This is a genomic window from Methylobacterium sp. Leaf108 (assembly GCF_001423265.1).
In the GTDB taxonomy this organism is placed as follows: Bacteria; Pseudomonadota; Alphaproteobacteria; order Rhizobiales; family Beijerinckiaceae; genus Methylobacterium.
Window position 1 is genome coordinate 122549 of record NZ_LMND01000012.1, and the last position, 22485, is coordinate 145033.

Annotated in this window: 20 protein-coding genes and 1 tRNA gene; 18 read left to right on the forward strand and 3 right to left on the reverse strand. The window is 68.6% G+C overall.

Features of this window, described 5'->3' with window-relative positions; genetic code table 11:
* Positions 1–178: 178 nt before the first annotated feature.
* Genes cobS through cobT form a run of 3 tightly spaced genes read left to right on the forward strand, consistent with a single transcriptional unit; the run spans position 179 to position 3604 of the window.
* Positions 179–1162, forward strand: a complete 984-nt coding sequence (cobS, locus tag ASF39_RS08785) for a cobaltochelatase subunit CobS (RefSeq protein WP_055887835.1) — start codon at positions 179–181, stop codon at positions 1160–1162.
* Positions 1163–1180: 18 nt separating this feature from the next.
* On the forward strand, positions 1181–1675 hold the full coding sequence (locus tag ASF39_RS08790) for a DUF29 domain-containing protein (RefSeq protein WP_056282871.1): 495 nt from the start codon (positions 1181–1183) through the stop codon (positions 1673–1675).
* Positions 1676–1702: 27 nt separating this feature from the next.
* Positions 1703–3604, forward strand: a complete 1902-nt coding sequence (gene cobT, locus ASF39_RS08795) for a cobaltochelatase subunit CobT (RefSeq protein WP_056282874.1) — start codon at positions 1703–1705, stop codon at positions 3602–3604.
* A 5-nt stretch (positions 3605–3609) separates the two neighbouring features.
* Here the strand turns inward: cobT and ASF39_RS08800 are convergent, their stop codons facing one another.
* On the reverse strand, positions 3610–4542 hold the full coding sequence (locus ASF39_RS08800; protein ID WP_056282877.1) for an AEC family transporter: 933 nt from the start codon (positions 4540–4542) through the stop codon (positions 3610–3612).
* Positions 4543–4694: 152 nt separating this feature from the next.
* The gene (gene rpmB, locus ASF39_RS08805) at positions 4695–5000 is read right to left on the reverse strand and encodes a 50S ribosomal protein L28 (protein ID WP_056282880.1); all 306 of its coding nucleotides are present in this window, start codon (positions 4998–5000) and stop codon (positions 4695–4697) included.
* 409 nt (positions 5001–5409) lie between these two features.
* Between rpmB and ASF39_RS21145 the strand changes: the two genes are divergently transcribed.
* The 15 genes from ASF39_RS21145 to ASF39_RS08870 all read left to right on the forward strand — a co-directional run bounded on the left by ASF39_RS21145 (position 5410) and on the right by ASF39_RS08870 (position 21852).
* Positions 5410–6201, forward strand: a complete 792-nt coding sequence (locus ASF39_RS21145; RefSeq protein WP_244472326.1) for a hypothetical protein — start codon at positions 5410–5412, stop codon at positions 6199–6201.
* Between the two features lie 451 nt (positions 6202–6652).
* A complete protein-coding gene (locus ASF39_RS08810; protein WP_056282883.1) occupies positions 6653–7516 on the forward strand; it encodes a DUF3108 domain-containing protein in 864 nt (287 codons plus the stop codon).
* Positions 7517–7521: 5 nt separating this feature from the next.
* A complete protein-coding gene (locus tag ASF39_RS08815) occupies positions 7522–7902 on the forward strand; it encodes a hypothetical protein (protein ID WP_056282886.1) in 381 nt (126 codons plus the stop codon).
* A 76-nt stretch (positions 7903–7978) separates the two neighbouring features.
* Positions 7979–11425 carry a helicase-related protein gene (locus ASF39_RS08820; protein WP_056282888.1) on the forward strand — a complete coding sequence of 1149 codons (3447 nt, stop codon included), beginning with the start codon at positions 7979–7981 and terminating at the stop codon, positions 11423–11425.
* 17 nt (positions 11426–11442) lie between these two features.
* Positions 11443–11736, forward strand: coding sequence for an RNA-binding S4 domain-containing protein (locus tag ASF39_RS08825; RefSeq protein ID WP_055887810.1), 294 nt, complete (start codon positions 11443–11445; stop codon positions 11734–11736).
* A gap of 224 nt (positions 11737–11960) precedes the next feature.
* Positions 11961–12299 (forward strand): ferredoxin FdxA, encoded by a 339-nt coding sequence (gene fdxA, locus ASF39_RS08830; protein WP_055887807.1) that lies wholly within the window; start codon positions 11961–11963, stop codon positions 12297–12299.
* Positions 12300–12794: 495 nt separating this feature from the next.
* Positions 12795–13370, forward strand: coding sequence for a CarD family transcriptional regulator (locus tag ASF39_RS08835; protein ID WP_055887804.1), 576 nt, complete (start codon positions 12795–12797; stop codon positions 13368–13370).
* Between the two features lie 282 nt (positions 13371–13652).
* Positions 13653–14525 carry an RNA polymerase factor sigma-32 gene (locus ASF39_RS08840; RefSeq protein ID WP_055887801.1) on the forward strand — a complete coding sequence of 291 codons (873 nt, stop codon included), beginning with the start codon at positions 13653–13655 and terminating at the stop codon, positions 14523–14525.
* Positions 14526–14674: 149 nt separating this feature from the next.
* Positions 14675–14908, forward strand: a complete 234-nt coding sequence (locus ASF39_RS22040) for a hypothetical protein (protein WP_210168662.1) — start codon at positions 14675–14677, stop codon at positions 14906–14908.
* A 114-nt stretch (positions 14909–15022) separates the two neighbouring features.
* On the forward strand, positions 15023–15730 hold the full coding sequence (locus ASF39_RS08845) for a 4'-phosphopantetheinyl transferase superfamily protein (RefSeq protein WP_244472327.1): 708 nt from the start codon (positions 15023–15025) through the stop codon (positions 15728–15730).
* A 97-nt stretch (positions 15731–15827) separates the two neighbouring features.
* Positions 15828–15904, forward strand: a tRNA-Pro gene (locus ASF39_RS08850).
* Between the two features lie 87 nt (positions 15905–15991).
* On the forward strand, positions 15992–18055 hold the full coding sequence (locus tag ASF39_RS08855; RefSeq protein WP_244472328.1) for a glycosyltransferase: 2064 nt from the start codon (positions 15992–15994) through the stop codon (positions 18053–18055).
* Positions 18052–19140: a glycosyltransferase gene (locus ASF39_RS08860; RefSeq protein ID WP_055887789.1), complete on the forward strand. Its 1089-nt coding sequence runs from the start codon at positions 18052–18054 to the stop codon at positions 19138–19140. Before ASF39_RS08855 ends, ASF39_RS08860 begins: the two co-directional genes overlap by 4 nt.
* A 280-nt stretch (positions 19141–19420) precedes the next feature.
* Entirely contained in the window at positions 19421–20890 is a 1470-nt protein-coding gene (locus ASF39_RS08865; protein WP_056282891.1) for a GumC family protein, read from the forward strand.
* A 164-nt stretch (positions 20891–21054) separates the two neighbouring features.
* Complete coding sequence (locus tag ASF39_RS08870) at positions 21055–21852, forward strand: WecB/TagA/CpsF family glycosyltransferase (protein ID WP_082494453.1); 798 nt, start codon at positions 21055–21057, stop codon at positions 21850–21852.
* 12 nt (positions 21853–21864) lie between these two features.
* Here the strand turns inward: ASF39_RS08870 and ASF39_RS08875 are convergent, their stop codons facing one another.
* Positions 21865–22434, reverse strand: coding sequence for an NUDIX hydrolase (locus ASF39_RS08875; RefSeq protein ID WP_055887784.1), 570 nt, complete (start codon positions 22432–22434; stop codon positions 21865–21867).
* Positions 22435–22485 lie beyond the last annotated feature (51 nt).

The following is a 22485-nucleotide window of genomic DNA, read 5'->3' on the forward strand; positions in this document are numbered from 1 at the left end:
ATTTGCCCGACGGGCCCTATATGCGATGAACGATCCCTTCGTTCGCAGTCTTGGCGTCAGACGCCGGCCGTGGTGAAGGGACATGCCGCGCCGCTCATCCGCGGATGCGGCACCCCGCCCGAGACACACCCTGCGAGGACCGAGCCCGAGGGCCGGCCCCGCCCCGACGAGGTCACGTATGCTCTCTGACGACACGCCCGCCTCGCTCCCCGACCGGACCGTCTCGGTCCGCGACGTGTTCGGCATCGACATCGACCTCAAGGTCCCGGCCTTCTCGCAGACCGACGAGCACGTGCCCGACCTCGACCCGGACTACCTGTTCGACCGCGAGACCACCCTGGCGATCCTGGCGGGCTTCGCGCGCAACCGCCGCGTCATGGTCACCGGCTATCACGGCACCGGCAAGTCGACCCACATCGAGCAGGTGGCCGCGCGCCTGAACTGGCCCTGCATCCGGATCAACCTCGACAGCCACGTCTCCCGCATCGACCTCGTCGGCAAGGACGCGATCGTCGTGAAGGAGGGCAAGCAGATCACCGCCTTCCAGGACGGCATCCTGCCCTGGGCGTTGCAGAACAACGTCGCGCTGGTGTTCGACGAGTACGACGCCGGCCGGCCCGACGTGATGTTCGTGATCCAGCGGGTGCTCGAGGTCTCGGGCCGCCTGACGCTGCTCGACCAGAAGCGGGTCATCCGCCCTCATCCGGCCTTCCGGCTGTTCGCCACCGCCAACACGGTGGGCCTGGGCGACACCTCCGGCCTCTATCACGGCACGCAGCAGATCAACCAGGGCCAGATGGACCGCTGGTCGATCGTCACGACGCTGAACTATCTCGCCCACGACCGCGAGGTCGACATCGTCCTGTCGAAGGCACAGCACTACCAGCGCGACGGCGGCCGCGACATCGTCAACCGCATGGTGCGCGTCGCCGACCTCACCCGCAACGCCTTCATGAACGGCGACCTGTCCACCGTCATGAGCCCGCGCACCGTGATCACCTGGGCCGAGAACGCCGAGATCTTCGCCGATGTCGGGTTCGCGTTCCGCGTCACCTTCCTCAACAAGTGCGACGAGCTCGAGCGCACCCTGGTGGCTGAGTTCTACCAGCGCGCCTTCGGCAAGGAATTGCCCGAGAGCGCGGCGAACGTGGCCTTGAGCTGACGACGATAGGAGGACGCGATGGGTGAGCCGGCTCTGAAAGGCGCGCCGCTTACCGATGGAGCGAGCCCCTCCGGAGGGCGGACGCGCCACGAGGACGACCTCTTTACCTGGGTTCAGGAGCAGGTCGCCCTGCTCCGGGCCGGTGCGGTCGAGACGATCGACGTCGCGAACATTGCGGAGGAGCTCAACGACGTGGGTGCCGAGCAATACGATCGTCTCGAAAGCGCCCTCGAAGTCCTCTTGATGCACATGCTGAAATGGGACCATCAGCCGGAACGGCGCAGTCGGAGCTGGGTCCTCACGATCGTCGAGCAGCGCAAGCGCGTCGACAAGGTCCTTCGCAAGAATCCCGGGTTGAGGCCCCGCATCGCCGAAGCGGTCGAAGATGGTTTCGACCTCGGCCGGGTGCGCGCGGCTCGCGAGATGAAACGCGATTTGGATACCCTTCCCGATCCGTGCCCCTACGACTGGGACGCGATCACCTCGCGGCCATTCTCTTTGGCCGAGGCATAGGCGCTCGAACCGGAATCACCCTGAAGAATGTCCATCTCCAACCGCAAGACCGGTGACCGCCGCGAGCCCGTCTCCGAGCCCCTGAAGCGTTCGGTGGCCGGCTGCCTGCGCGCCATCGCCAAGCGCGCCGAGGTCGAGGTGACCTATGCCAGCGACCGGCCGGCGCTCACCGGCGACAAGGCCCGCCTGCCCGAGCCTCCGCGAAAACTGACGCCCGGGGACGTGGCGATCCTGCGCGGCAACGCCGATTCCATGGCGCTCCGGCTCGGCTGCCACGACGTCGGCGTCCATCGCCGTCTCGCCCCCGAGAACGCGGCGGCGCGGGCGGTCTACGATGCGGTCGAGCAGGCCCGCGTCGAGGCGATCGGCTCGCGGCGGATGTCGGGGGTCGCCAGCAACATCTCGGCGATGCTGGAGGACCGCTATCACCGCGGCGGCAAATACGAGGACATCACCGACCGCGCCGACGCACCGATGGAGGACGCCGTCGCCCTGATGGTGCGCGAACGCCTCACCGGACAGGCGCCGCCCCTCGCCGCGCGCAAGATCGTCGAGCTGTGGCGCGAGCACATCGAGGGCAAGGCCGGCACGAACCTCGACGGCCTGCTCGGGTCGATCGAGAACCAGCGCCATTTCGCCCGCACCGTGCGCGAACTGCTGTCCTCCCTCGACCTGGCCGACGAGACCCCCCTCGATCCGGACGACGACGACAACGACGACGACAACGATTCGCAGGACGACGAGCAGCAGCCCAGCGACGGGGATGCCGAGGAGCAGTCGCAGGGCGACAAGGCCGAGATGGATTCCTCGGAGGAGGCCTCCGACGACCTCCAGGAGGGCGCCACCGAATCCGCCGACGCGCCATCGGGCGAACTGCCCGACGAGGCCGAGGACGCGGAATCGGAGGAAGCCTCCGAGTCATGGCGGCCGCCGCCCACCAAGGTGAACGAGGCACGCGGCCCCGACTACAAGGTGTTCAACCCCCGCTTCGACGAGATCATCCACGCCGAGGATCTCTGCGACGGCGAGGAGCTGGCGCGCCTGCGCAGCTACCTCGACAAGCAGCTCGCCCATCTCCAGGGCGTCGTCGGGCGCCTCGCCAACCGCCTGCAGCGCCGGCTGCTCGCGCAGCAGAACCGCGCCTGGGACTTCGACCTCGAGGAGGGCCAGCTTGACCCGGCCCGGCTCGTGCGCGTGGTCACCGACCCGTTCCAGCCGCTCTCCTTCAAGCAGGAGAAGGACACCAACTTTCGCGACACGGTCGTCACGCTGCTCCTCGACAATTCCGGTTCGATGCGCGGACGCCCGATCACCGTGGCGGCGACCTGCGCCGACATCCTGGCCCGCACGCTGGAGCGCTGCGGCGTCAAGGTCGAGATCCTGGGCTTCACCACCCGCGCCTGGAAGGGGGGGCAGTCGCGCGAGGCGTGGCTCTCGGCCGGCAAGCCCAACACGCCCGGCCGCCTCAACGACCTGCGCCACATCGTCTACAAGTCGGCGGACGCCCCCTGGCGCCGCGCGCGAAAGAACCTCGGCCTGATGATGCGCGAGGGCCTGCTCAAGGAGAACATCGACGGCGAGGCGCTGGACTGGGCGCACAAGCGGCTGCTCGCCCGCACCGAACAGCGCAAGATCCTGATGGTGATCTCCGACGGCGCCCCGGTCGACGATTCGACCCTGTCGGTGAACCCCGGCAACTACCTCGAACGCCACCTGCGCTGGATGATCGAGGACATCGAGACCCGCTCGCCGGTGGAGCTCCTGGCCATCGGCATCGGCCACGACGTGACGCGCTACTATCGCCGCGCCGTGACGATCATCGATGCGGAGGACCTGGGCGGCGCCATGACCGAAAAGTTGGCGGAATTGTTCGAGGAGGATGCCAAGGATACCGGCCGTCCCGTCCGGAAGGGCGGCGGCCGTCGCTGACGGGCCTACACCCGTCCCAGCACCCACAGCCAGCCGGCGGTCGAGAGGATCGCCAGCAGGGTCGAGGCGAGGATCGCGGCGGCGATAGGACCCTTCTCGGTGCCGTAGCGGTTGGCCAGCAGGTAGGCGTTGATGCCCACCGGCATCGCCGCGAACAGCACCGCCACGCCGGCATAGGCCGGCGGCATGGTGAAGACGTGGAAGGCGAGCACCCAGACCACCAGGGGATGGATGCCGAGCTTGAGTGTCGCGATCGACAGGGCGCCGGGCAGGTCGTGGACGAGGCGGTAACGGCGCAGGCCAGCGCCCAGCGCGATGAGGGCGCAGACCGACGCCGTGCCGGCCACGGCGTCGATGAGTTGCTTGGCCGGCCCGGACGGGACGATCGCGAACTGTCGCAAGATGAGCCCGAGCACCAGGGCGACGATGATCGGGTTGCGCACCAGCACCCACGCCAGCCCGCGCAGGCGCGCCAGGAACGACTTGTCCCCGTCAGCCTCGATGAGGAAGGTCGCGGCACCCATCATCAGCGGCAGATGCACGGCGAGCAGCATGAACAGCGGGAAGGCTCCGGCCTCGCCGTAGGCCTGCAGGATCATCGGCACGCCGACGAAGACCGTGTTCGACTGGCTGGAGGCGAAGCCGTGCAGGACGGCGCCGCGCCGGTCGATGCCCCCGCGTCGCCGTGCGATCAGCGAGCCGATCGCCCAGGCCACCGCCGCCCCGCCGAAGTAGCTGATCCAGTAGCTCGGGGTGATCTCCCCCGAGAGCCCCGGCCGCGTCAGGGTATCGAGGATCAGGGCGGGCACCGCGAGGGCGAAGACGTATTCCGAGAGTCCGTCGCTCACCCGTTCGGACAGGACCCCGGCCAGGGCCGCCGCCCAGCCGAGGAGCACGATCCCGAAGATCGGGACGATGAGGGCGACGATGCCGGTCAGGTGTCACTCGCTGACGACGGAGGGAAAACGCGAAAAGACCGCTGCGCGCGTCAGGCGCGAAGCGGTCTTTTCGATGGACACAACCTCGATCCGATCCTTGGGATCCGATCCTTGGGGCCGGCACGCGCTTCGACGTGCCGACGCATCGCCGGTCAGGCGGCGACCGGGGTCTCGACCTCGGCGAGCTTCTTGTGCAGCTCGCGCTTGATGAGGCGGGCGGCCTGCGACAGCTCGATCTCGCGGGCCTTGATGAGGAAGGCGTCGAGGCCGCCGCGGTGCTCCACCGAGCGCAGGGCGTGGGCCGTGACGCGCAGGCGCACCCGGCGCTTGAGGGCGTCCGACTGCAGCGTGACCTGGCACAGGTTCGGCAGGAACCGGCACTTGGTCTTGCGGTTCGAGTGGCTCACGAGGTGGCCGGTCTGCACGGCTTTGCCCGTGAGTTCGCAACGGCGCGACATGATCAGAAATCCCGTTTTCGTTTCGCGAAGGCCGGCCGGCTCGGCGGGAGGCTGTCCCCGCACCGCGAACGAAAGCCTCACGCACGCCCGATCCGATCGACCGGCGCTGTCATTGGAGGCGCGATGCTATAGGGGCTGGGGAGGGTATCCGTCAAGGCTGACGATGGGTCGATCAGGGCCATCGGGTGGCCCCATCGTCGGGACGGGTTGTAGCGTTGAGATTTGTGACTGCCACTCTTAATCACGACTGCCATGCGGTGAGTCAGGATAGTTCGACTCGGCTGTCGAGCCATCTACAAGGCACGGTCCAGAAGTCGTTGTATTTATGACAATAAAACATGTCTCCGGCGATGGTTATTGTATTTACTGCGGCGCAAGTTGTGACGTGGGCCTTCTCACGAAGGAACACGTGATACCGGACTCGCTCGGAGGCAAGTTAATATATGATGGTGCAAGCTGCATGATTTGTGCGGGCATTATTTGCGCTGTAGAAGATCATGTGTGCGGCAAAGTTTTAAAAAACTATAGATTTATAAAAAGATTCAAATCAAAAAGAAAACAGCCTTTAACGAGACAAGCAACATCAATTATAGAAGATATTCCACATACTATTGATCTAGATCGACACCAACTCCCTGGCTTCGTAACCCTTCCTTGCTTTAGGCCGCCACAAATTTTGCTTGGTGAAGCCCCAAGCGAGATATACCAAACAACCATGCTCAGAACGTGGAAACGAGCTCCAGCGGTCTTTTCCGAGAAAAATTTCAATCCGAAAAGAGTCATCTACCGAACCGATATACGTTTTGATTATTTTTTACGCTTTGTTGCCAAAATTCTTCATTCTTATACCATGGCGATCATGGGTCGAGGAAGTTTTGAACCGATGTTAATCGATCTAATTCTTGGAAAATATAAATACCCATCATATCTTATTGGCGGCATGCATTGGACTCCACTACCCACGCAGGAATTAAGACAAGAAATCGAAGTAGTCTACCATCGAATAAATAAAGATATATACCTTATCGGGCGCTTGAGGATTTTAAGTAATTTAGGGCGCGTGGATTTTACGGATGGATCACCCGTTTATCTCGGCGTGATTGGTAAAATCCCGCATGCCAGTCAAATGCAATACAGTAGCGCGGTCTACGAAGACGGTCTTGACGCGCTGGTAAAAAAATTCTCGTTCGACGTTAGTTAAATTATCTTATTCGGGGCTACTACGATAGTGAGCGCAATTCACACAATGCAAAGAGGCTCTTCGGAAGTCACCCAAAGACGACGGCATCCTCATCGTCTGGATATTTTCCTGATGTTCTAGCCGCGTTTATACTTGCATACACTACAACTGATGCTTGCCTGAAATCAGCAGATCTGCAGTACGACTTTCCCGTAGCACTTGCGATATCAACGTCACAATCAGGACGAATATCCTCCAAAAGCCCGCGGCGCGGGGCGCTCTTCGCGCCCCGTATCATCGACGATCGAGCGTTCACCCCATTCTCCTGCGGGCGGCGCCCGGCCGTGGCGACACGCTCGAACGATGTGTTAACCATCAACGGGCGACGATGCGAGCGTCGGGTCAGGTCGGCCCGTCCGGCGGCACGCATGCGACGTCGCGCGGCCTCGCGAGAACCCGAGTTCCTGAGCCCATGAGCGCCACGCGCCTTCTCGTCATCGCCTTCGCACTCACGACGGTCGCTGCCGTCCCCGCCCACGCGAAGCCGAAGGCCAGCCCCGCCCTCGTCACCGTCGAGTACGGCGTCAACCTCGCGGGCATCCCGATCGGGACCGCGCAGGTCTCCGGCTCGTTCGAGGGCACCCGCTACCGGATGGACGTGTCGGCGCGTCTCACCGGCCTCGTCGGCGCGGTCACCGGCGGCATGGGTTCGGCCCGCGCCAGCGGCCTCATCACCGCCGCACCTCAGCCGAGCACCTTCGCCATCGCCACCAAGACGTCGAACGCCGGCATCGCCGTACGGATGGCGCTGGCCGGCGGCAACGTCACCCAGGCCGAGATCACGCCGCCGCTCGTCGACCTCGGCGACCGCGTGCCGATCACCGCCGCCAACCGCAAGGGCGTGATCGACCCCGCCAGCGCCCTGATGATGCCGGCCATCGGCAAGGGCGCCCTCACCGACCCCGAGAACTGCAACCGCACCCTGCCGGTGTTCGACGGTGCCACCCGCTTCAACGTGACCCTCAGCTACGGCGAGACCCGCATGGTCGAAAAGCCCGGCTATTCCGGCCCGGTGCTGGTCTGCAACGCCCGCTACCAGCCCATCGCCGGCCATCGGCCCGACCGGCCGGGCGTGAAGTTCATGGAGGACAACCGCGACATGTCGGTGTGGTTGGCGCCCGTGGACGGTACCCGCGTGCTGCTGCCGGTGCGTATCGCGGTGCGCACCACCATCGGCACCAACATCATCGAGGCGACCCGCTGGGTGCGCAGCGGCGGCGCCACCACCGCCGCCACTCCGGGCTCGGGCGCGGTCGCGAGCCTCGACGGACGATAGGGCGGATGCGCGGCATCGCGTCCCCGGCAATTCTGGCGCTCCCGGCGATCCTGGTCGCGCTCATGACCGGGCCGGCCCTGGCGGAGGTGCTCGAGTCCGGATCCTCCTGCGGCGGGGACGCCTATTCCTCCGCGCAGGTGATCGAGGGCCGGCCGCCGCGGCGCGGGCCGCTCACCACCGTCCCCGACACCCTCTGCGCCGACGTAGCGCCCCGCGCCGGCTCGACCCGGATCGAGATCTACGGCGTACCGGGTTTGGGCGACGTGCCGGGCCTGGGCGACCCCGGCCGCGACGACGGCATGGTTGGCGCCGGGCAGGGTCGCGCCCCATATGAAGGGGATCGCGCTCCGGCGCGGCGTTCCGCGCCACGGTATCGGAGCGACTGACCCTCGTCGTTTCCTCGCGCGATCCTCGATCTCACGCGCCGACGGCCTCTTCGCCCCAAGGGACCGCTCCCTCACGATGACCCGCCGTTCCCTCCCCCCGCAGGCCCGCTCGCGCGGCGTCACGGCGGTGCTCGGGCCGACCAATACCGGCAAGACGCATCTGGCCATCGAGCGGATGCTGGCGCATCAGACCGGCATGATCGGCCTGCCGCTGCGGCTGCTGGCGCGGGAGGTGTACCTGCGCGTCGTGGCTCGGGTGGGGGTCGACAAGGTCGCCCTCGTCACCGGCGAGGAGAAGATCAAGCCGGACCGGCCGCGCTACTGGATCTGCACCATCGAGGCGATGCCGCGCGACCTCGACCTCGCCTTCGTCGCCATCGACGAGATCCAGCTCGCCGCCGACATGGACCGCGGCCACGTCTTCACCGACCGCCTGCTGCACCAGCGCGGCCGCGACGAGACCCTGCTGATCGGCTCGTCCACCATGCTGCCGCTGGTGCAGTCGCTGATCCCCGGCGTCGAGACCACGACCCGGCCGCGCCTGTCGAAACTCACCTTCGCGGGCGACAAGAAGCTCTCGCGCCTGCCACGACGCACCGCCATCGTCGCCTTCTCGGCCGAGGAGGTCTACGCCATCGCCGAGCTGATCCGGCGCCAGCGCGGCGGGGCGGCGGTGGTGCTCGGCGCCCTGTCGCCGCGCACCCGCAACAGCCAGGTGGAGCTCTACCAGTCCGGCGACGTGGACTACCTCGTGGCCACCGACGCGGTCGGCATGGGCCTCAACCTCGATGTCGACCACGTCGCCTTCGCCGCCAATTGGAAGTACGACGGCACCCGCTTCCGCAAGCTGACGCCCCCCGAGATGGGCCAGATCGCCGGACGGGCCGGGCGCCACCTGTCGGACGGCACCTTCGGGTCCACCGGCCGCTGCCCGGGTTTCGAGCCCGAGATGGTCGAGGCCCTGGAGAGCCACAGCTTCGAGCCCCTGCGCGTCCTGCAATGGCGCAACCCGGACCTCGCCTTCGATTCTCTCAAGGCCCTGCAGGAAAGCCTCGACGAGCATCCGCACGAAAAGGGCCTGACCCGCGCGCCCATGGGCGAGGACCAGTCGGCCCTGGAAATCCTGATGCGCGAGGACGACATCCGCGACCTCGCGCAGGGACGGGCGGCGGTGCAGCGGCTGTGGGACACCTGCGGCGTGCCCGACTACCGCAAGGTCCATCCCCAGACCCATGCCGACCTCGTGGCCCAGCTCTACCGCTTCCTCATGCGGGGGATGGCCGGGCGCATCCCCGACGACTGGTTCGCCAAGCACGTCGCCATGATCGACCGCATCGACGGCGACATCGACGCGCTGTCCCAGCGGATCGCGCAGGGGAGGACCTGGACCTTCGTCGCGAATCGCCCCGACTGGCTTCGCGATCCCCTGCATTGGCAGGGCGAGACGCGTCGGGTAGAGGACAGGCTGTCCGATGCCCTGCACGAGCGCCTTGCGAGCCGTTTCGTCGACAGGCGCACCAGCGTCCTGATGCGGCGCCTCAGAGAGAAGACGATGTTGGAAGCTGAGATCACCGCCGGCGGCGATGTCACCGTCGAGGGGCAGCATGTCGGCCACCTGCATGGCTTCCAGTTCGTGCCCGATCCGGGCGCGGAGGGCCATGAGGCCAAGACCTTGCGCAGTGCCGCCGAGAAGGCCCTGGCCGGCGAGATCGAGGCGCGGGCCGAGCGGTTCTCGGCGGCGGCCGATTCCGTCGTCGTGCTGTCGCACGACGGCGTGATCCGCTGGACCGGCGACCCCGTCGCCAAGCTGACGCCCGGCGACAAGCTGTTCGAGCCGCACATCCGCCTCCTGGCCGACGAGCAGCTCACCGGCCCCGCCCGCGACAAGGTCGAGGCACGGCTCACCGCCTGGCTCAAGGCGCATGTCGTGCGCCTGCTCGGGCCACTGATGGAGATCGAGACCGCGGCCGACCTCGTCGGCCTGTCCAAGGGCATCGGCTACCAGGTGGTCGAGGCGCTCGGCGTCCTCGAGCGGTCGAAGGTGATGCACGAGATGCGCAGCCTCGACCAGGACGGCCGCGGCGCCCTGCGCCGTCATGGCGTCCGGTTCGGCGCCTACCACATCTTCCTGCCGGCCCTCCTCAAGCCGGCGCCGCGCACCCTCGCGGCCCAGCTCTGGGCCCTCAAGAACGGCGGCCTCGACCAGCGCGGCCTCGACGAGATCGCGCATCTGGCCGGCTCTGGCCGCACCTCGATCAAGGTCGACCCCGAGATCGCCAAGGGCCTCTACCGCGCCGCCGGCTTCCGGGTGTGCGGCGAACGGGCCGTGCGCGTCGACATCCTCGAGCGCTTGGCCGACCTGATCCGCCCGGCCATCGCCTACCGGCCCGGCACCACGGCGGGCGACGCGCCGGCGGGAGCGGCCGACGAGGATACCTTCGTGCCGACGGTGGGCATGACCTCCCTGGTCGGCTGCTCGGGCGAGGATTTCGCGTCGATCCTGAAGTCGCTGGGCTACGCGCCCGAAACCCGACCGGGTACGGCGATCACCGTGCCGCTGATCCCGGCGGCGGCCACGAAGCCGATCTCGCCGGCCGCCGCGGCCGAAGCCGGCGACGAGCCCCGCGATGGCGATATCGCCGCGGCGGCACAGGACGGCGAGAGCGCCCCCGAGCCGACCGCCCCCGACGCGGAAGCGGGCGGGACCGTCGAGGAGATGCCGGTGGAGCCGGATTCGGTCGCCGCGCCCGAAGCGATCGCCGAGGCCGAAGAAACCTTCGCGCCTGAAGTAACCACCGCGCCAGAAGAGATCGCCGAGGCCGGCTCGCAGGTCGTTCCGGGCTCGACTCCCGATTCCGTCCTGCCCGACGAGACGCCGGCCGCGGTCGAAGACGCCGTCGCCGAGACAAGCGCCGAAGTCGCATCGGACGATGCGGCGGCCGGGCAGGAGACCGCCGAGCAGGAGACGCCCGAGCCGGTGGCCGATGCGGCTGCGATTGCCGGCGATGTCGACGTGGTCGCCGGGGATGCCTCGTCGGAATTGGTCGAGGCTCCCGCCGAAGCGGAAGAGCCCGCTGCGGAAGGCGTGGTGACCGAGGTCTGGCGTCTCCAGCGCCAGCAGCGCAATCCCAACCCGCGCCAGAACCGGCCCCGTGGCGGACGCGATGCGCCGGCCTCGGCCGGTCGCGGCCCAGGGGCTGGCCGTCAGGACGACCGCGGCCAGCAGGATCGCCGCCCCGGCGCGGCCGGCGCTCCCGACAACCGGCGCAACCGCTCGGGCGAGGCACCCCGCCCCGGCGCGGAAGGCCGCGAAGCCCGGCCCGAGGGCGGCCGGCCGCAGCGCCGCGAGCGTTTCGAGCCGGGCCGCACCCGCCCCGAGCGCCGCGACGAGCCGCGAAACGCACCCCCGCGCGAGGACCAGCGGCCGGCCCGGCGCGAGCGGGCCCCGGACCCGGATTCGCCCTTCGCCAAGCTCGCCGCCCTCAAGGCGCAGCTCGAGGCGGGAGACGGCGGCAAGCGTTAGGGCGATCGCGGCGGGCGATGAAGGCCGACCGGCAGCGGCTCGACAAGTGGCTCTGGTTCGCGCGGTTCGCCAAGTCCCGCGCCTTGGCCGCACGCCTCGTCACCGACGGCTTCGTCCGGGTCAACGGCGTACGGGCGCAGAGCACGTCGCGGGCCGTGGCTTGTGGCGACGTCCTCACCGTGGCGGCCGCCCATGCCACCGCGACGGTCAGGATCCGCGATCTCGGGGACCGGCGCGGGCCGGCCCCGGAGGCGCGCCTCCTCTACGACGACCTGTCCGCAGGCGCCTCCGATCCGGCGACCAACGCGTGATGTGGGAGTACCGAGGGAGCGTACGGACCGGGACCTGCGCCGACCCGGCGCTTGTCACGTCGTTTGGCAGCGTCTAGAGCCCTGGCTGCCGAAGGAAAGCCGAAAACGGGCATCCCTCGGCCGAACCCGTTAACCGTCATGCAAGATCGCTGACGCACCATCCCGTGACCAAGTCCGAGGCGACTTGAGGGCTCCGGGCCACCGGATCGAGGACTGAAGGCTCAATGACCTACGTCGTCACCGAGAACTGCATCAAGTGCAAGTACATGGACTGCGTCGAGGTCTGTCCGGTCGATTGCTTCTATGAAGGCGAGAACATGCTCGTCATTCATCCGGACGAATGCATCGATTGCGGCGTCTGCGAGCCGGAATGTCCCGCCGAGGCGATCAAGCCCGACACGGAACCGAGCCTTGAGAGTTGGCTGAAGGTCAACGCCGACTACGCCAAGAGCTGGCCCAACATCACCCAGAAGAAGGACGCTCCGGGCGACGCCAAGGAGTGGGACGGCATCGCCGGCAAGTTCGACGCGCATTTCTCCGCCAATCCCGGCACGGGCGATTGAGGCAACCCTCGCGCTCGCCCTGTTGGCGACCGCGATGACGATCCGTCGACCGCGCTGCCGGCCCTCGTGCGCTCGCGGATGGCGGCCGGTGATGCTGCGGGTGCGTGCACGACCGAAGCGCGAAATCCTGCCCGTTTCCCACCGCCCCGCCTGAACACGCTCCGGCAATCCTTTGATTTGCCATGCCGTTTGTGGTACACGGTGTGCCTGCCGTCGTTCGCGCCTGACGTGCTTTCTCCGACCGCTCCTGGTGGCTTCCAACGTCGTGTTGGGAAACGGATATCGCATGCGATCGACTGTGAGGATCGCCTCGGCGCCTCTCACGGTCTTTCATTCGTGAAGTCCGATCGACGGCAAGCCCAGGGAAACCCGGTGGCCTCCTGCGAGACTCGCAGAGGGCCGGTGGGTAGGGGCTCAGACCGGGTGACCCACCCCGGGCGACACGTTGCAGCGCGGGTTTTTCATACCGCGTGATGTTCTGGAGGCGCTTCTCGCATGACCACAGCTAAGAAGACGACGGCTGGCCGCCAAGGCTTCAAGACGGGAGAAGCGGTGGTTTATCCGGCTCACGGTGTCGGTCGCATCACGGCGATCGAGGAGCAGGAGATCGCCGGATACAAGCTCGAGCTGTTCGTGGTCTCCTTCGAGAAGGACAAGATGGTCCTGCGCGTCCCCACCGCCAAGGCCAACAGCGTCGGCATGCGCAAGCTGGCCGAGCCGGAACTGGTGAAGAAGGCCCTCGACGTGCTGACGGGCCGCGCCCGGATCAAGCGGACGATGTGGTCGCGCCGCGCCCAGGAGTACGAGGCCAAGATCAATTCCGGCGATCTCCTGTCGGTGACCGAGGTCGTGCGCGACCTGTTCCGGTCCGAGGCTCAGCCCGAGCAATCCTACAGCGAGAGGCAGCTCTACGAGGCGGCCCTCGACCGGATCGTGCGGGAGATTTCGGCCGTGAACCGGGTCACCGAGACCGAGGCCCTCAAGCTGATCGAGCAGAGCCTGGCGAAATCACCCCGTCGCGCCAAGGGTGAGGCCGAGCCCGAGGAAGACGTCCAGGAAGAAGCCGCCTGAGGCCCCCCCCGGCGAGCATCGGGCGAACGATAGGGTCTGAAAATCCCGGCCTCCCCCCATCGTCCGACGGTTCGAATTCGACACAGCCCGGTGCGCAAGCATCGGGCTTTTTTCATCGCACGGTCCCGCGTCATCATGCCCCGTCGGCGAGACGCCCGGAACCATGGCTCCCGCCCTAGGTTGTCGCAGGCCTGACAAAGGTCTGAAGGTCGTCGTCTGTTCGCCCGGGAAACCCCGGTGGCCGCGACAGACGCGCTCGATGCAGGAAACGCGGAGGCGGGCATGGCGGATATCGCTGGGATACGTCGGCAGTTCATTCGTACCGCGATGGAGGCTCCCTTCCTCGCCCGCGACGAGGAACGCGGCCTCGCCGTCGCGTGGAAGGACAGCCGCAACGAACAGGCCCTGCACCGCCTCATCTCCGCCCACATGCGGCTCGTCATTGCCATCGCCGGCCGCTTCCGCCACTACGGATTGCCGATGGCCGATCTCGTCCAGGAAGGTCACGTCGGGTTGATGGAGGCCGCCGCCCGGTTCGAGCCGGAGCGCGAGGTGCGGTTCTCCACCTATGCCACATGGTGGATCCGTGCATCGATCCAGGATTACATCCTGCGCAACTGGTCGATCGTCCGCGGCGGCACGAGTTCGGCGCAGAAGGCCCTGTTCTTCAACCTGCGACGCCTGCGTGCCCGTCTCATGCAGTCCACCGAGGAGCATGTGGGCGACGAGATCCACCGGCGCATCGCCACCGCCATCGGCGTGTCCCGCGAGGACGTGGCCTTGATGGACGCGAGGCTGTCCGGTCCTGACATGTCGCTGAACGCCCCCATCGGCGACGAGGGTGAAACCTCCTCCGAACGGATGGACTTCCTCGTCGACGGGGCCGACTTGCCCGACCAGACCGTCTCCGAATCCGTCGACGGCGAACGGCGCCTGACGTGGCTGAACGAAGCCCTCGCCGTCCTGTCGGAGCGCGAACTGCGCATCCTTCGGGAGCGCCGGCTTGCGGAAGACCAGGCGACCCTCGAGGCCCTGGGCCAGCGCCTCGGCATCTCCAAGGAGCGGGTTCGGCAGATCGAGAACCGCGCGTTGGAGAAGCTGCGCCGGGCTCTGGCGGAGCGTTTTCCGCAGACGGGCGGCAACGTCTACGGCTGACGTCGGGCAGCGCTCCCCACCGGAACGCCGCGTTGCAATTTTATGACAGCGCCGTCCGCGTTTCATGAAAATCGAATTTAGCGGACGCCATGGGGTGTACGCCTGCGACTGACCCGTGAAACCTGGGCGCCCTTCGACGCGGGTTCGCCATGACCGATCACTCCCCTTCCTGGACGCCGATCCTCTTGATCGTCGGCACCGTCCTGGCCCCCGTGGTCGTCGCCGTGTCGGTCCCTTGCGACATGGGGTGGCCGGCTTTCTGCGGCTTGGTTTACGGCGTCGTGGCAGCATCCGAATGCGCGTATCTGGCGTGGCTCTTCCTCGGACGGTCGTCGTCGGCGCAAGCTGCTTGGCGGCAATCGGATTGGCACACGCACACTTGATGCGACGGCGACCGGACCGGTCGCCCGCGCCATTCGATCGTGGCCGCCAGAAGGTCGGGACCTCGGCAGGTCCGGCCTTGCCCTGAGATGCGGGTCGCGAAGACGGCGGACGACGTGGCAAGCGGCGTCTGGGTCGTCAACCTCGCCCGTGAGCACCTGGGGCCTGCGGCCGTCAACGCCATCCTGTCGCCGGACGAGATCGCGCGGGCCGACCGCTTCCTGAGGCCGGCCGACCGCCGCCGCTTCCTCGGCAGTCATCTCGCGGTGCGGCTCGTTCTCGGGCGCGCCCTGGGCATCGATCCCGCTGACCTGGACTTCGCGGCCGGGCCGAACGGAAAGCCGGAGCTGAAGCCCTGTGGACGGGACCGGCTCGACTTTAACCTGTCGCACTCCGGCGATTTCGCCCTCATCGGCGTCTCGCGCCAGGGCGCGATCGGCGTCGACGTCGAAGTCGCACGCCCGATCGCGGATACCTTGCGCGTCGCACGCGCTCATTTCGCGCCGAGCGAAATCCAGACCCTCGAAGGCTGCACATCGGAGGCCCTCCCCGGCGCCTTCTTCGCATGCTGGACGTGCAAGGAAGCCTTCGTGAAGGCCACCGGCGCCGGTCTGTCGAAGCGACTCGACCGGTTCGCCGTGACGATCCCTCCCGCACCGGCACGGGTCGTCTCCATCGATGGGGATGCGACGGCGGGGCGGACCTGGAGCCTGCACCGCCTCGCACCGGCTCCCGGCCATGTCGGCGCCGTCGCCATCGCGGCGCCCGATACCGCCTGCGAGGTGCTGCATCTGGAGCCCGGTTGGGCGCGGGCGCGCTGGTGAGGCCGCGGCGACGACAGTCGGGACGACCGCAACGATCCGCTTGCGGCGACCGACATGGGTCGCTATAGCTCCGGGCGTCGGCGGCAACGCCGGCTGTCGGAGTGTAGCGCAGTCTGGTAGCGCACCACGTTCGGGACGTGGGGGTCGTAGGTTCGAATCCTATCACTCCGACCAATTTTCCCGCATACCGTTTCCATCGTCGCCGAATGCCTTGGGCGAGCCGGACACGGTTCTGAGGCAATCGGCCGTTTGGCGGGATACGTGCTGGCGACGGTCCCGGACCCTGGAACGGCGCGGTTCGGCGAGGCGGCGCACGGCGTTTCCGGGTGGCCGTTCGATGCCGACCCCTCCCCGCCTCTGCCCCTTGCCCTTCCCGACGGTAGTCCCTGGCCTTCGGTCACCGTCATCGTCCTCGAAGAGGGCGACGCCACCGGCCTTGCGGCGACACTGGCCGCGATCCACCGCCAGACCTACCCGGCACTCGACCACCGGATCGCCGCGGCGAGCCCCTCGACATTCGAACGCTCGGTCGCGGACCGTGATGCCGATGCGGTGATCGTGCTGCGCGCGGGCGACCTCCTCGCACCGGATGCCGTGGCGGCGATGGCGTTCGAAGCGGCCATGACGGGGGCGCAGGTGGTGACCGGCCTGCGGGTCCTTTACGACCGTGCGGTCCTCGCCATCGACGTCGTCGCCCATCCCCCCGGCCGAATCGGCGCGACCGCCCCGGCGATACAGGACGCCGCCCCACCCGGCTTCGGAGAATGGCTCCTCGACCGGCGCGCCGTTGAACGGGCCGGCGGCCTCGACCTGTCCGGCACGCAGCCGATGGCAGACCTCTGGCGGCGCATGGCCGCTAACGGCGCCCACCTCGCGCGGGTCGGCAGGCCGGTGGTGCTGCAGCGTGTCGACGCCGAGGTCCATGGGGCGCACCCGCCGGCCGCCGGCCTGTCGATCGTCTCGCTCACCGACATCGGCTATACCGCCGGCGCCGGCATCGCGCACCGCCGCCTGGCGGAGGCGCTGGGCCTGGCGGGCCACCGCATCGCCCACGTCAGGCTCGCCGACGAATCGCCGCCGGCCGCCGCCGAATGGACGGACGCCTTTCCGCGCTCGGAACAGGCGATCCTCGCGGGCGGCCACGACCTCGTCCTCGCCGGCAACCTCCACGGCACCACCCGCAGCACCCGCGTCCTCGCCCGCCTGGGGAAGCACCTGCCGGTCGTCGCCGTCCTGCACGACCTGTTTCCGCTCACCGGCCGCTGCGCCTTTCCCAAGGGGTGCGCGATCATCGCGAACGGCTGCAGCGCCGCCTGCCCGTCACCGAACTATTATCCCCAGTTGGCCCCGAGCCGGATCGCGCGTGCGCATGCCGACAAGCGTGACGTGCTGGTGGAGGCTGGCGCGCCCCTGCTCCTGGCCAATTCCGCCTGGACGCGAGAGGCGGCGCGCGATCTCGCGCCGGCCTCGACGCGGATCGCCCAGATCGACCTCGCCTTCCCCACGGGCGTCTTTCGCCCCGGCGACCGCGCCGACCTGCGGCGCCGGCTCGGCCTGCCGCCGGACGACGTCATCGTGATGTTCGGGGCGGTGATCGTGGATGCACCGGGTAAGGGCTTTGCCGATCTGGTGGCGATTTTCCGTCGCGTGGCGAGGCCGGGCATCCGCTTCGTGGCGGCCGGGCGGCTCGACGATCCGTCCGTGTTCGGCCTGCCCGATCTCATCAGCACCGGGCCGATCGGCGACGAGGCGGTGCTGGCCGATTGGTACCGCGCCTGCGACATCTACCTCACCGCCAGCCAGACCGAGACCCTCGGCCAGACGCCGATCGAAGCCGGGCTGTGCGGAACGCCGACGGTCGCCTACCGCTCCTGCGGCCTCACCACCGCCGTCATCGACGGCGTCTCGGGCCTCCTCGCCCCCACCGACCCGATGGCGCTCGCGGCCCTGCTCGCGCGGCTGATCGACGATGCCGGCCTGCGCCGCGATCTCGGCGCCTGGGGCCGCATCGCGCTGGAGAACCGCAACAGCTACGCGGCGGCTGCTCTGCGCTTCGACGACGTGGCCCGCCGGGAGGGTTTCGCGGCCTCGAGCGCCCTCGGCGGCCGCGTCCGGCTGTCGCCGGATCTCCTGGGGTATTACGCCTTCGCCGCACGCCGCCATCCGGGGGAGAGGGGAACGGTGCCCGCCGACAGGGGTGCCGCCACGCGATACCTGCGCCGGGCCAAGCACGCCGTATTGGGGCGGGGAATGCCGCCGTGGCTCCGGCGCTTCCTCCACCTGGCCAGCCTCGCCCGGCGCCGCCTGAACGGGACGTCCCGATGACCAGCGCATCCGATCGCAGGCGGATCTATGTCGACCAGACCCACCTGCGCGGCCACGTCACCGGCATCGAGCGCGTGGCGATGGAGCTCGTGTCCTCGCAGACCCTGGCGCCGCACGAGGTGCGCGAGATCAGGAGCAGCGGGCTCGCCAGCCTCGTCGCCTGGCAGCAGGTCGGGCTGCCGGCCCTGGGCCTCGCCGACCGGTCGGCGCTCTTCGTCTTCCCCGGCTTCCCGCCCGGCCCCCTCAGCGTGCTCCTCGGCGAACGGTGCATCACCTACGTCTACGACACCTTTCTCATCACGCGGCCGCAGGAATTGAACTGGAAGAGCCGCGTCTACATGGCGCCGAGCTTCCGCTTCGCGGCGCGCTTCGGGCAGCGGTTCCTCGTCATCTCGCGTACCACCGGCGCCGCCCTGCGCGCCTTCTGCCGGGACGATGCCCTGGTCGCCCTGCTGCGGCCGCCGGTGCGCGATGTCTTCGGCCTCGCCGACATGAGCGGCCCGGCGGTCCATCGGCCCGGCGATCCCCTGCGCCTGCTGGCGGTGGGAACCATCGAACCACGCAAGGACTACCCGGCGGCCATCGCCATCGTCGCCGCCCTCAACGCCGCCGGCATGCCGGCCGAGCTTCACGTCGTCGGCCGGACCGGTTGGGGGCAGCATGCCTTCCTCGCCGATCCGCCTCCCTTCCTCACCCTGCACGGCTATCTCGACGATGCCGGGTTGAAGGCGCTGGCCGGGCGCTGCCACCTCCTGATCTCGACGTCACGCGCCGAAGGTCTCGGCCTGCCGCTGCTCGAACTCCAGCATGGCGGCATGCCGGTGGTGGCGCCCGAGGGCGAGGTCTTCGCCGAGGTGCTGGGTTCCTCCGGCCTCTTCATCGCTCCGGACGATCCGGGCAAGGCGGCCGCGACCCTGATCGAGGCGGTCCGGACAGGGCGGCTCGGCGAGCTGGCGGCCCGCGCCAGACCCAACGTCGCCCGCTGGAACGCCCTGGCCGGCGCCGACGCCGAACGCTTCCGGGCCTTCCTGGTTCGCGGCGTCGAGGCCTACGCGGACGATCCGGAGGCGGTGGTCGGGCCCTAATCGTGAAAAGGCCGCAGCCGCATCCCGCGACGGCCCTGCGGCGGGTCCGCCCTCGGTCATGCACCGGGGATCGCGATCTCGGTAGACGCACGCGTTGACCGGCCGGCGATTGTCGCCGCTCCTGTCCGACGGGGCGAGAGCGGAAGGCCGGCACGAAAACCATGGCACGCCCGATGCGAATTTTCGTGTGCAACTGGCGTCGGCAGGGCCGATCGTGCCGAAACGGCACGATCCTGCGTCTTGTGGAGAGTGGCGGCGTAGCGTTCGGGGACCACGGCAGATGTTCGATTTCGGAAACGACGTCAGGGGCGAACCGGTGACCATGGCGGCGCCGGTCGAGCCCGGCCTCGACGGCCGGGCGATCCTGCGGCGCCTGCGCCAGGGTTTCGGCTTCATCGTGCTGACGGCCTTGTTCATGGTCGCCGTGGCGGTGGCCGCCCTGACGATGCTGGCGCCCCGCTACGCCTCCGGCATCCAGATCCTGGTGGACCCCGCGGACCTGCGGGTGCTCGACAACGACATCAGCAACCGCACGCCACAGGCCGACAGCGGCGTCTCGCTCGCCGAGAGTCAGGTGCGGGTGATCCAGTCGGACAACGTCCTGCTGCGCGTCGTGCGCAAGCTCGACCTGGCCTCCGACGACGAGTTCCTACGGCCGCCCTCCACCAGCCCGCTGGTCAACAGCGTCAAGCAGGTGCTCGGCATGGAGCCGCCGCCGGGCGGCAGCGATCCGGTCAACATCGCCCTCGATTCCCTTCGGCTGAAGACCACCGTGCGCCGGCCCGAACGGACCTTCGTCATCGACGTCATCGTCGAGACTCAGGAGCCCGAAAAGTCTGCCCGGATCGCCAACGCCATGGGCGACGCCTTCTTCGCGGAGGAAGCCGCCGCGCGCACCGACATCGCCCGGCGCGCCTCGGAATCGCTCACCGGCCGGCTCGCCGCCCTACGACAGGCGGTGGAGGAGGCCGAGCGCAAGGTCGTGCGCTATCGCCAGGACAACAAGCTCGTGAGCACCAGCGGCCGGCTGCTGAGCGACCAGCAGCTCGGCGACCTCAACCAGCAGCTCGTCACCGCCTCGATCCGCACCGCCGAGGCCCGCGAGCGCCTCGACCAGGCCAAGCGGATGCGGGCCGGCGAGGCCGGGACCGCCCTGCCCGAGATGCTGCAATCCACCGAAATGCAGAACCTGCGCCAGCAATACGCGACGCTCTCGCGCACCACCGCCGAGCTCGCGACCCGACTCGGCGAGCGCCACCCGGCCATGGCCGAGCAATACGCCCAGCAGCGCGACCTCCAGCGCCTGATCCAGCGCGAGAAGGAGCGGATCATCGACACGTCCAAGAAGGACTACGACCGCTCCGCGGCGAGCGAGGCCGCCATCCGCAAGAGCCTGGAGGGCGCCAAGGCCGAGACCGCCGCCAACGACCGCGCCAACGTGGGCCTACGCGAACTGGAGCGTGAGCTCGACGCGCGCAAGGCGGTCTACGAAACCTTCCTGCGGCGCTCGCGCGAGACCAACGAACAGGAGCGGCTCAACAACGCGAACGTGCGCATCATCTCGTCGGCGACGCCGGCGCGGGTGCGCAGCTGGCCGCCCTCCCCCAAGGTGGTCCTGCCCCTCGCCCTCGGGGTCGGCGTGCTGCTCGGCGCCCTCATCGCGCTGTTCCTGGGCGCGGGTCGCGACCGCAAGCGCCGGGAACCGGACGTGGTGATCCCGGGCCGCAGCTTTCGCGCCGTCGACGCCTGACCCGTGGCCGGGGCGACGCGCCGCAGTGGCCCGATGTTCGCAACGGGCATTCCGTATTCCCGGCGGCGTCGATGGTGTTGGGGCCCTGGATGGAAGTCGGTATGGCTGGGCGCGCGCCCCGCAACGTCGACGGCGGATGCGTGCGGCGCGGTAGGATCGAATGAATGGGCCTGAAACTGTTCGGTCTCGACTTCACGAAGGGGAGCGCGCGGGAGGTGCTCGCCGCCGCCGCGGCTGCCGACCACGGCCGGCCGCGCCTCGTCGTGACCGCCAACATGGACCACATCATCAGCCTGTCCGAGAACGCCGCCTTCCGCCGCGCCTATGACGGCGCCGCGGCGCGGACCCTCGACGGGATGCCGCTCGTTTGGCTGGCGCTCCTGCGGGGGCAGCGAGACGCCCGCCGCGTCACCGGCCACGACATCCTCGCCGAGGCCCTGGGCGAACCCTGGACGCCGCAGCGCCGGGTCTTCGTCGTCTGTGCCAGCGACCGGGTGGCCGACGCCGCCAGGGCCAGGATCCTGAGGGATGGCGGCACGCCGGACGCCGTGGCCGTGGCGGTCCCGCCGACCGGCTTCGAGCGGGACGCCGTCTACGGGGCCGACCTCGCCCAGCGCGTGAAGGCCCATGGCACCACGCTCCTCGTGATGGCGGTGGGCGCGCCGCGTTCCGAGATCTGGGTCGACCAGCACGGGACGGCGCTCGGGGCTCCCCTGGTCGTCGCGGTGGGCGACGCCTTGAGCGTCGCGGCGGGGCTGCAGACCCGGGCGCCGGTCTTCATGCAGCGCAACGGGCTCGAATGGCTGTACCGGTTCGCCCACGATCCCCGGCGCCTGTTCCACCGGTACTTCGTCCGCTCCTGGCGTTTCCTGGCGCTGATCGGAACGGAGTTCTCCGACGGACGAAGCGATCCTCCGGGACCGATGCGACCCAAGGCGGACCGCGTCTCCTCGAACCTGTGATCGCGGCCCGCGTCAGGCGGCGAACAGGTCGGGATGGCGTACCCGCAGGGTCAGGACCAGCATCAGGGTCTTGAGGTCGGTGAGTTCGCCCCGGTCGCTCATCGCCGCCAGGGTCGACAGGGCGATCTCGTGGACGGTGATCGTCTCCTGCTCCTCGGAGAGGCCGCCGCCCTCCCCGTGCCGGTCGGCGGCGCCGTAGGGAGCGAGGTAGAAGTCCATCTGTTCGGTGGAGATCCCCGGCATGCTCCAGCCGCAGGTGACGTGCTCGAGGTCGCGCAGCGTCACGCCGACCTCCTCGCTCGCCTCCCGCCGTGCGCCCTCCTCCGGGTCGGGCTCGTCGAGGAGGCCGGCGGGCACCTCGAGGAGGGAGGGAATTCCGGCGGCGAAGAAGGCGGCCGGCCTGAACTGTTCCGCGAGCAGGGCCACCCGGCGCACCGGATCGTAGGGCAGCACGGCGACGGCACGACCGTGGTCTTCGATCTCGCGCTTGATCCGGCTTCCGTCTTCGAGGGTGATCTCGGCCACGAGGAACCGGCTCCAGCCATCGTGCAGAATACGGGTGCCGCGGATCACCGGTGCCATGCTGTCCTTTCCCGGCCGGACGACCGTCGCCCGCGGCGACGCTCCCGGCTC

Coding starts and splice junctions, on each gene's coding strand:
- cobS (WP_055887835.1), top strand. CDS start 179: ATGCTCTCTGACGACACGCCCGCCTCGCTCCCCGACCGGACCGTCTCG.
- ASF39_RS08790 (WP_056282871.1), top strand. CDS start 1,181: ATGGGTGAGCCGGCTCTGAAAGGCGCGCCGCTTACCGATGGAGCGAGC.
- cobT (WP_056282874.1), top strand. CDS start 1,703: ATGTCCATCTCCAACCGCAAGACCGGTGACCGCCGCGAGCCCGTCTCC.
- rpmB (WP_056282880.1), bottom strand. CDS start 5,000: ATGTCGCGCCGTTGCGAACTCACGGGCAAAGCCGTGCAGACCGGCCAC.
- ASF39_RS08810 (WP_056282883.1), top strand. CDS start 6,653: ATGAGCGCCACGCGCCTTCTCGTCATCGCCTTCGCACTCACGACGGTC.
- ASF39_RS08815 (WP_056282886.1), top strand. CDS start 7,522: ATGCGCGGCATCGCGTCCCCGGCAATTCTGGCGCTCCCGGCGATCCTG.
- ASF39_RS08820 (WP_056282888.1), top strand. CDS start 7,979: ATGACCCGCCGTTCCCTCCCCCCGCAGGCCCGCTCGCGCGGCGTCACG.
- ASF39_RS08825 (WP_055887810.1), top strand. CDS start 11,443: ATGAAGGCCGACCGGCAGCGGCTCGACAAGTGGCTCTGGTTCGCGCGG.
- fdxA (WP_055887807.1), top strand. CDS start 11,961: ATGACCTACGTCGTCACCGAGAACTGCATCAAGTGCAAGTACATGGAC.
- ASF39_RS08835 (WP_055887804.1), top strand. CDS start 12,795: ATGACCACAGCTAAGAAGACGACGGCTGGCCGCCAAGGCTTCAAGACG.
- ASF39_RS08840 (WP_055887801.1), top strand. CDS start 13,653: ATGGCGGATATCGCTGGGATACGTCGGCAGTTCATTCGTACCGCGATG.
- ASF39_RS22040 (WP_210168662.1), top strand. CDS start 14,675: ATGACCGATCACTCCCCTTCCTGGACGCCGATCCTCTTGATCGTCGGC.
- ASF39_RS08860 (WP_055887789.1), top strand. CDS start 18,052: ATGACCAGCGCATCCGATCGCAGGCGGATCTATGTCGACCAGACCCAC.
- ASF39_RS08865 (WP_056282891.1), top strand. CDS start 19,421: ATGTTCGATTTCGGAAACGACGTCAGGGGCGAACCGGTGACCATGGCG.
- ASF39_RS08870 (WP_082494453.1), top strand. CDS start 21,055: ATGGGCCTGAAACTGTTCGGTCTCGACTTCACGAAGGGGAGCGCGCGG.
- ASF39_RS08875 (WP_055887784.1), bottom strand. CDS start 22,434: ATGGCACCGGTGATCCGCGGCACCCGTATTCTGCACGATGGCTGGAGC.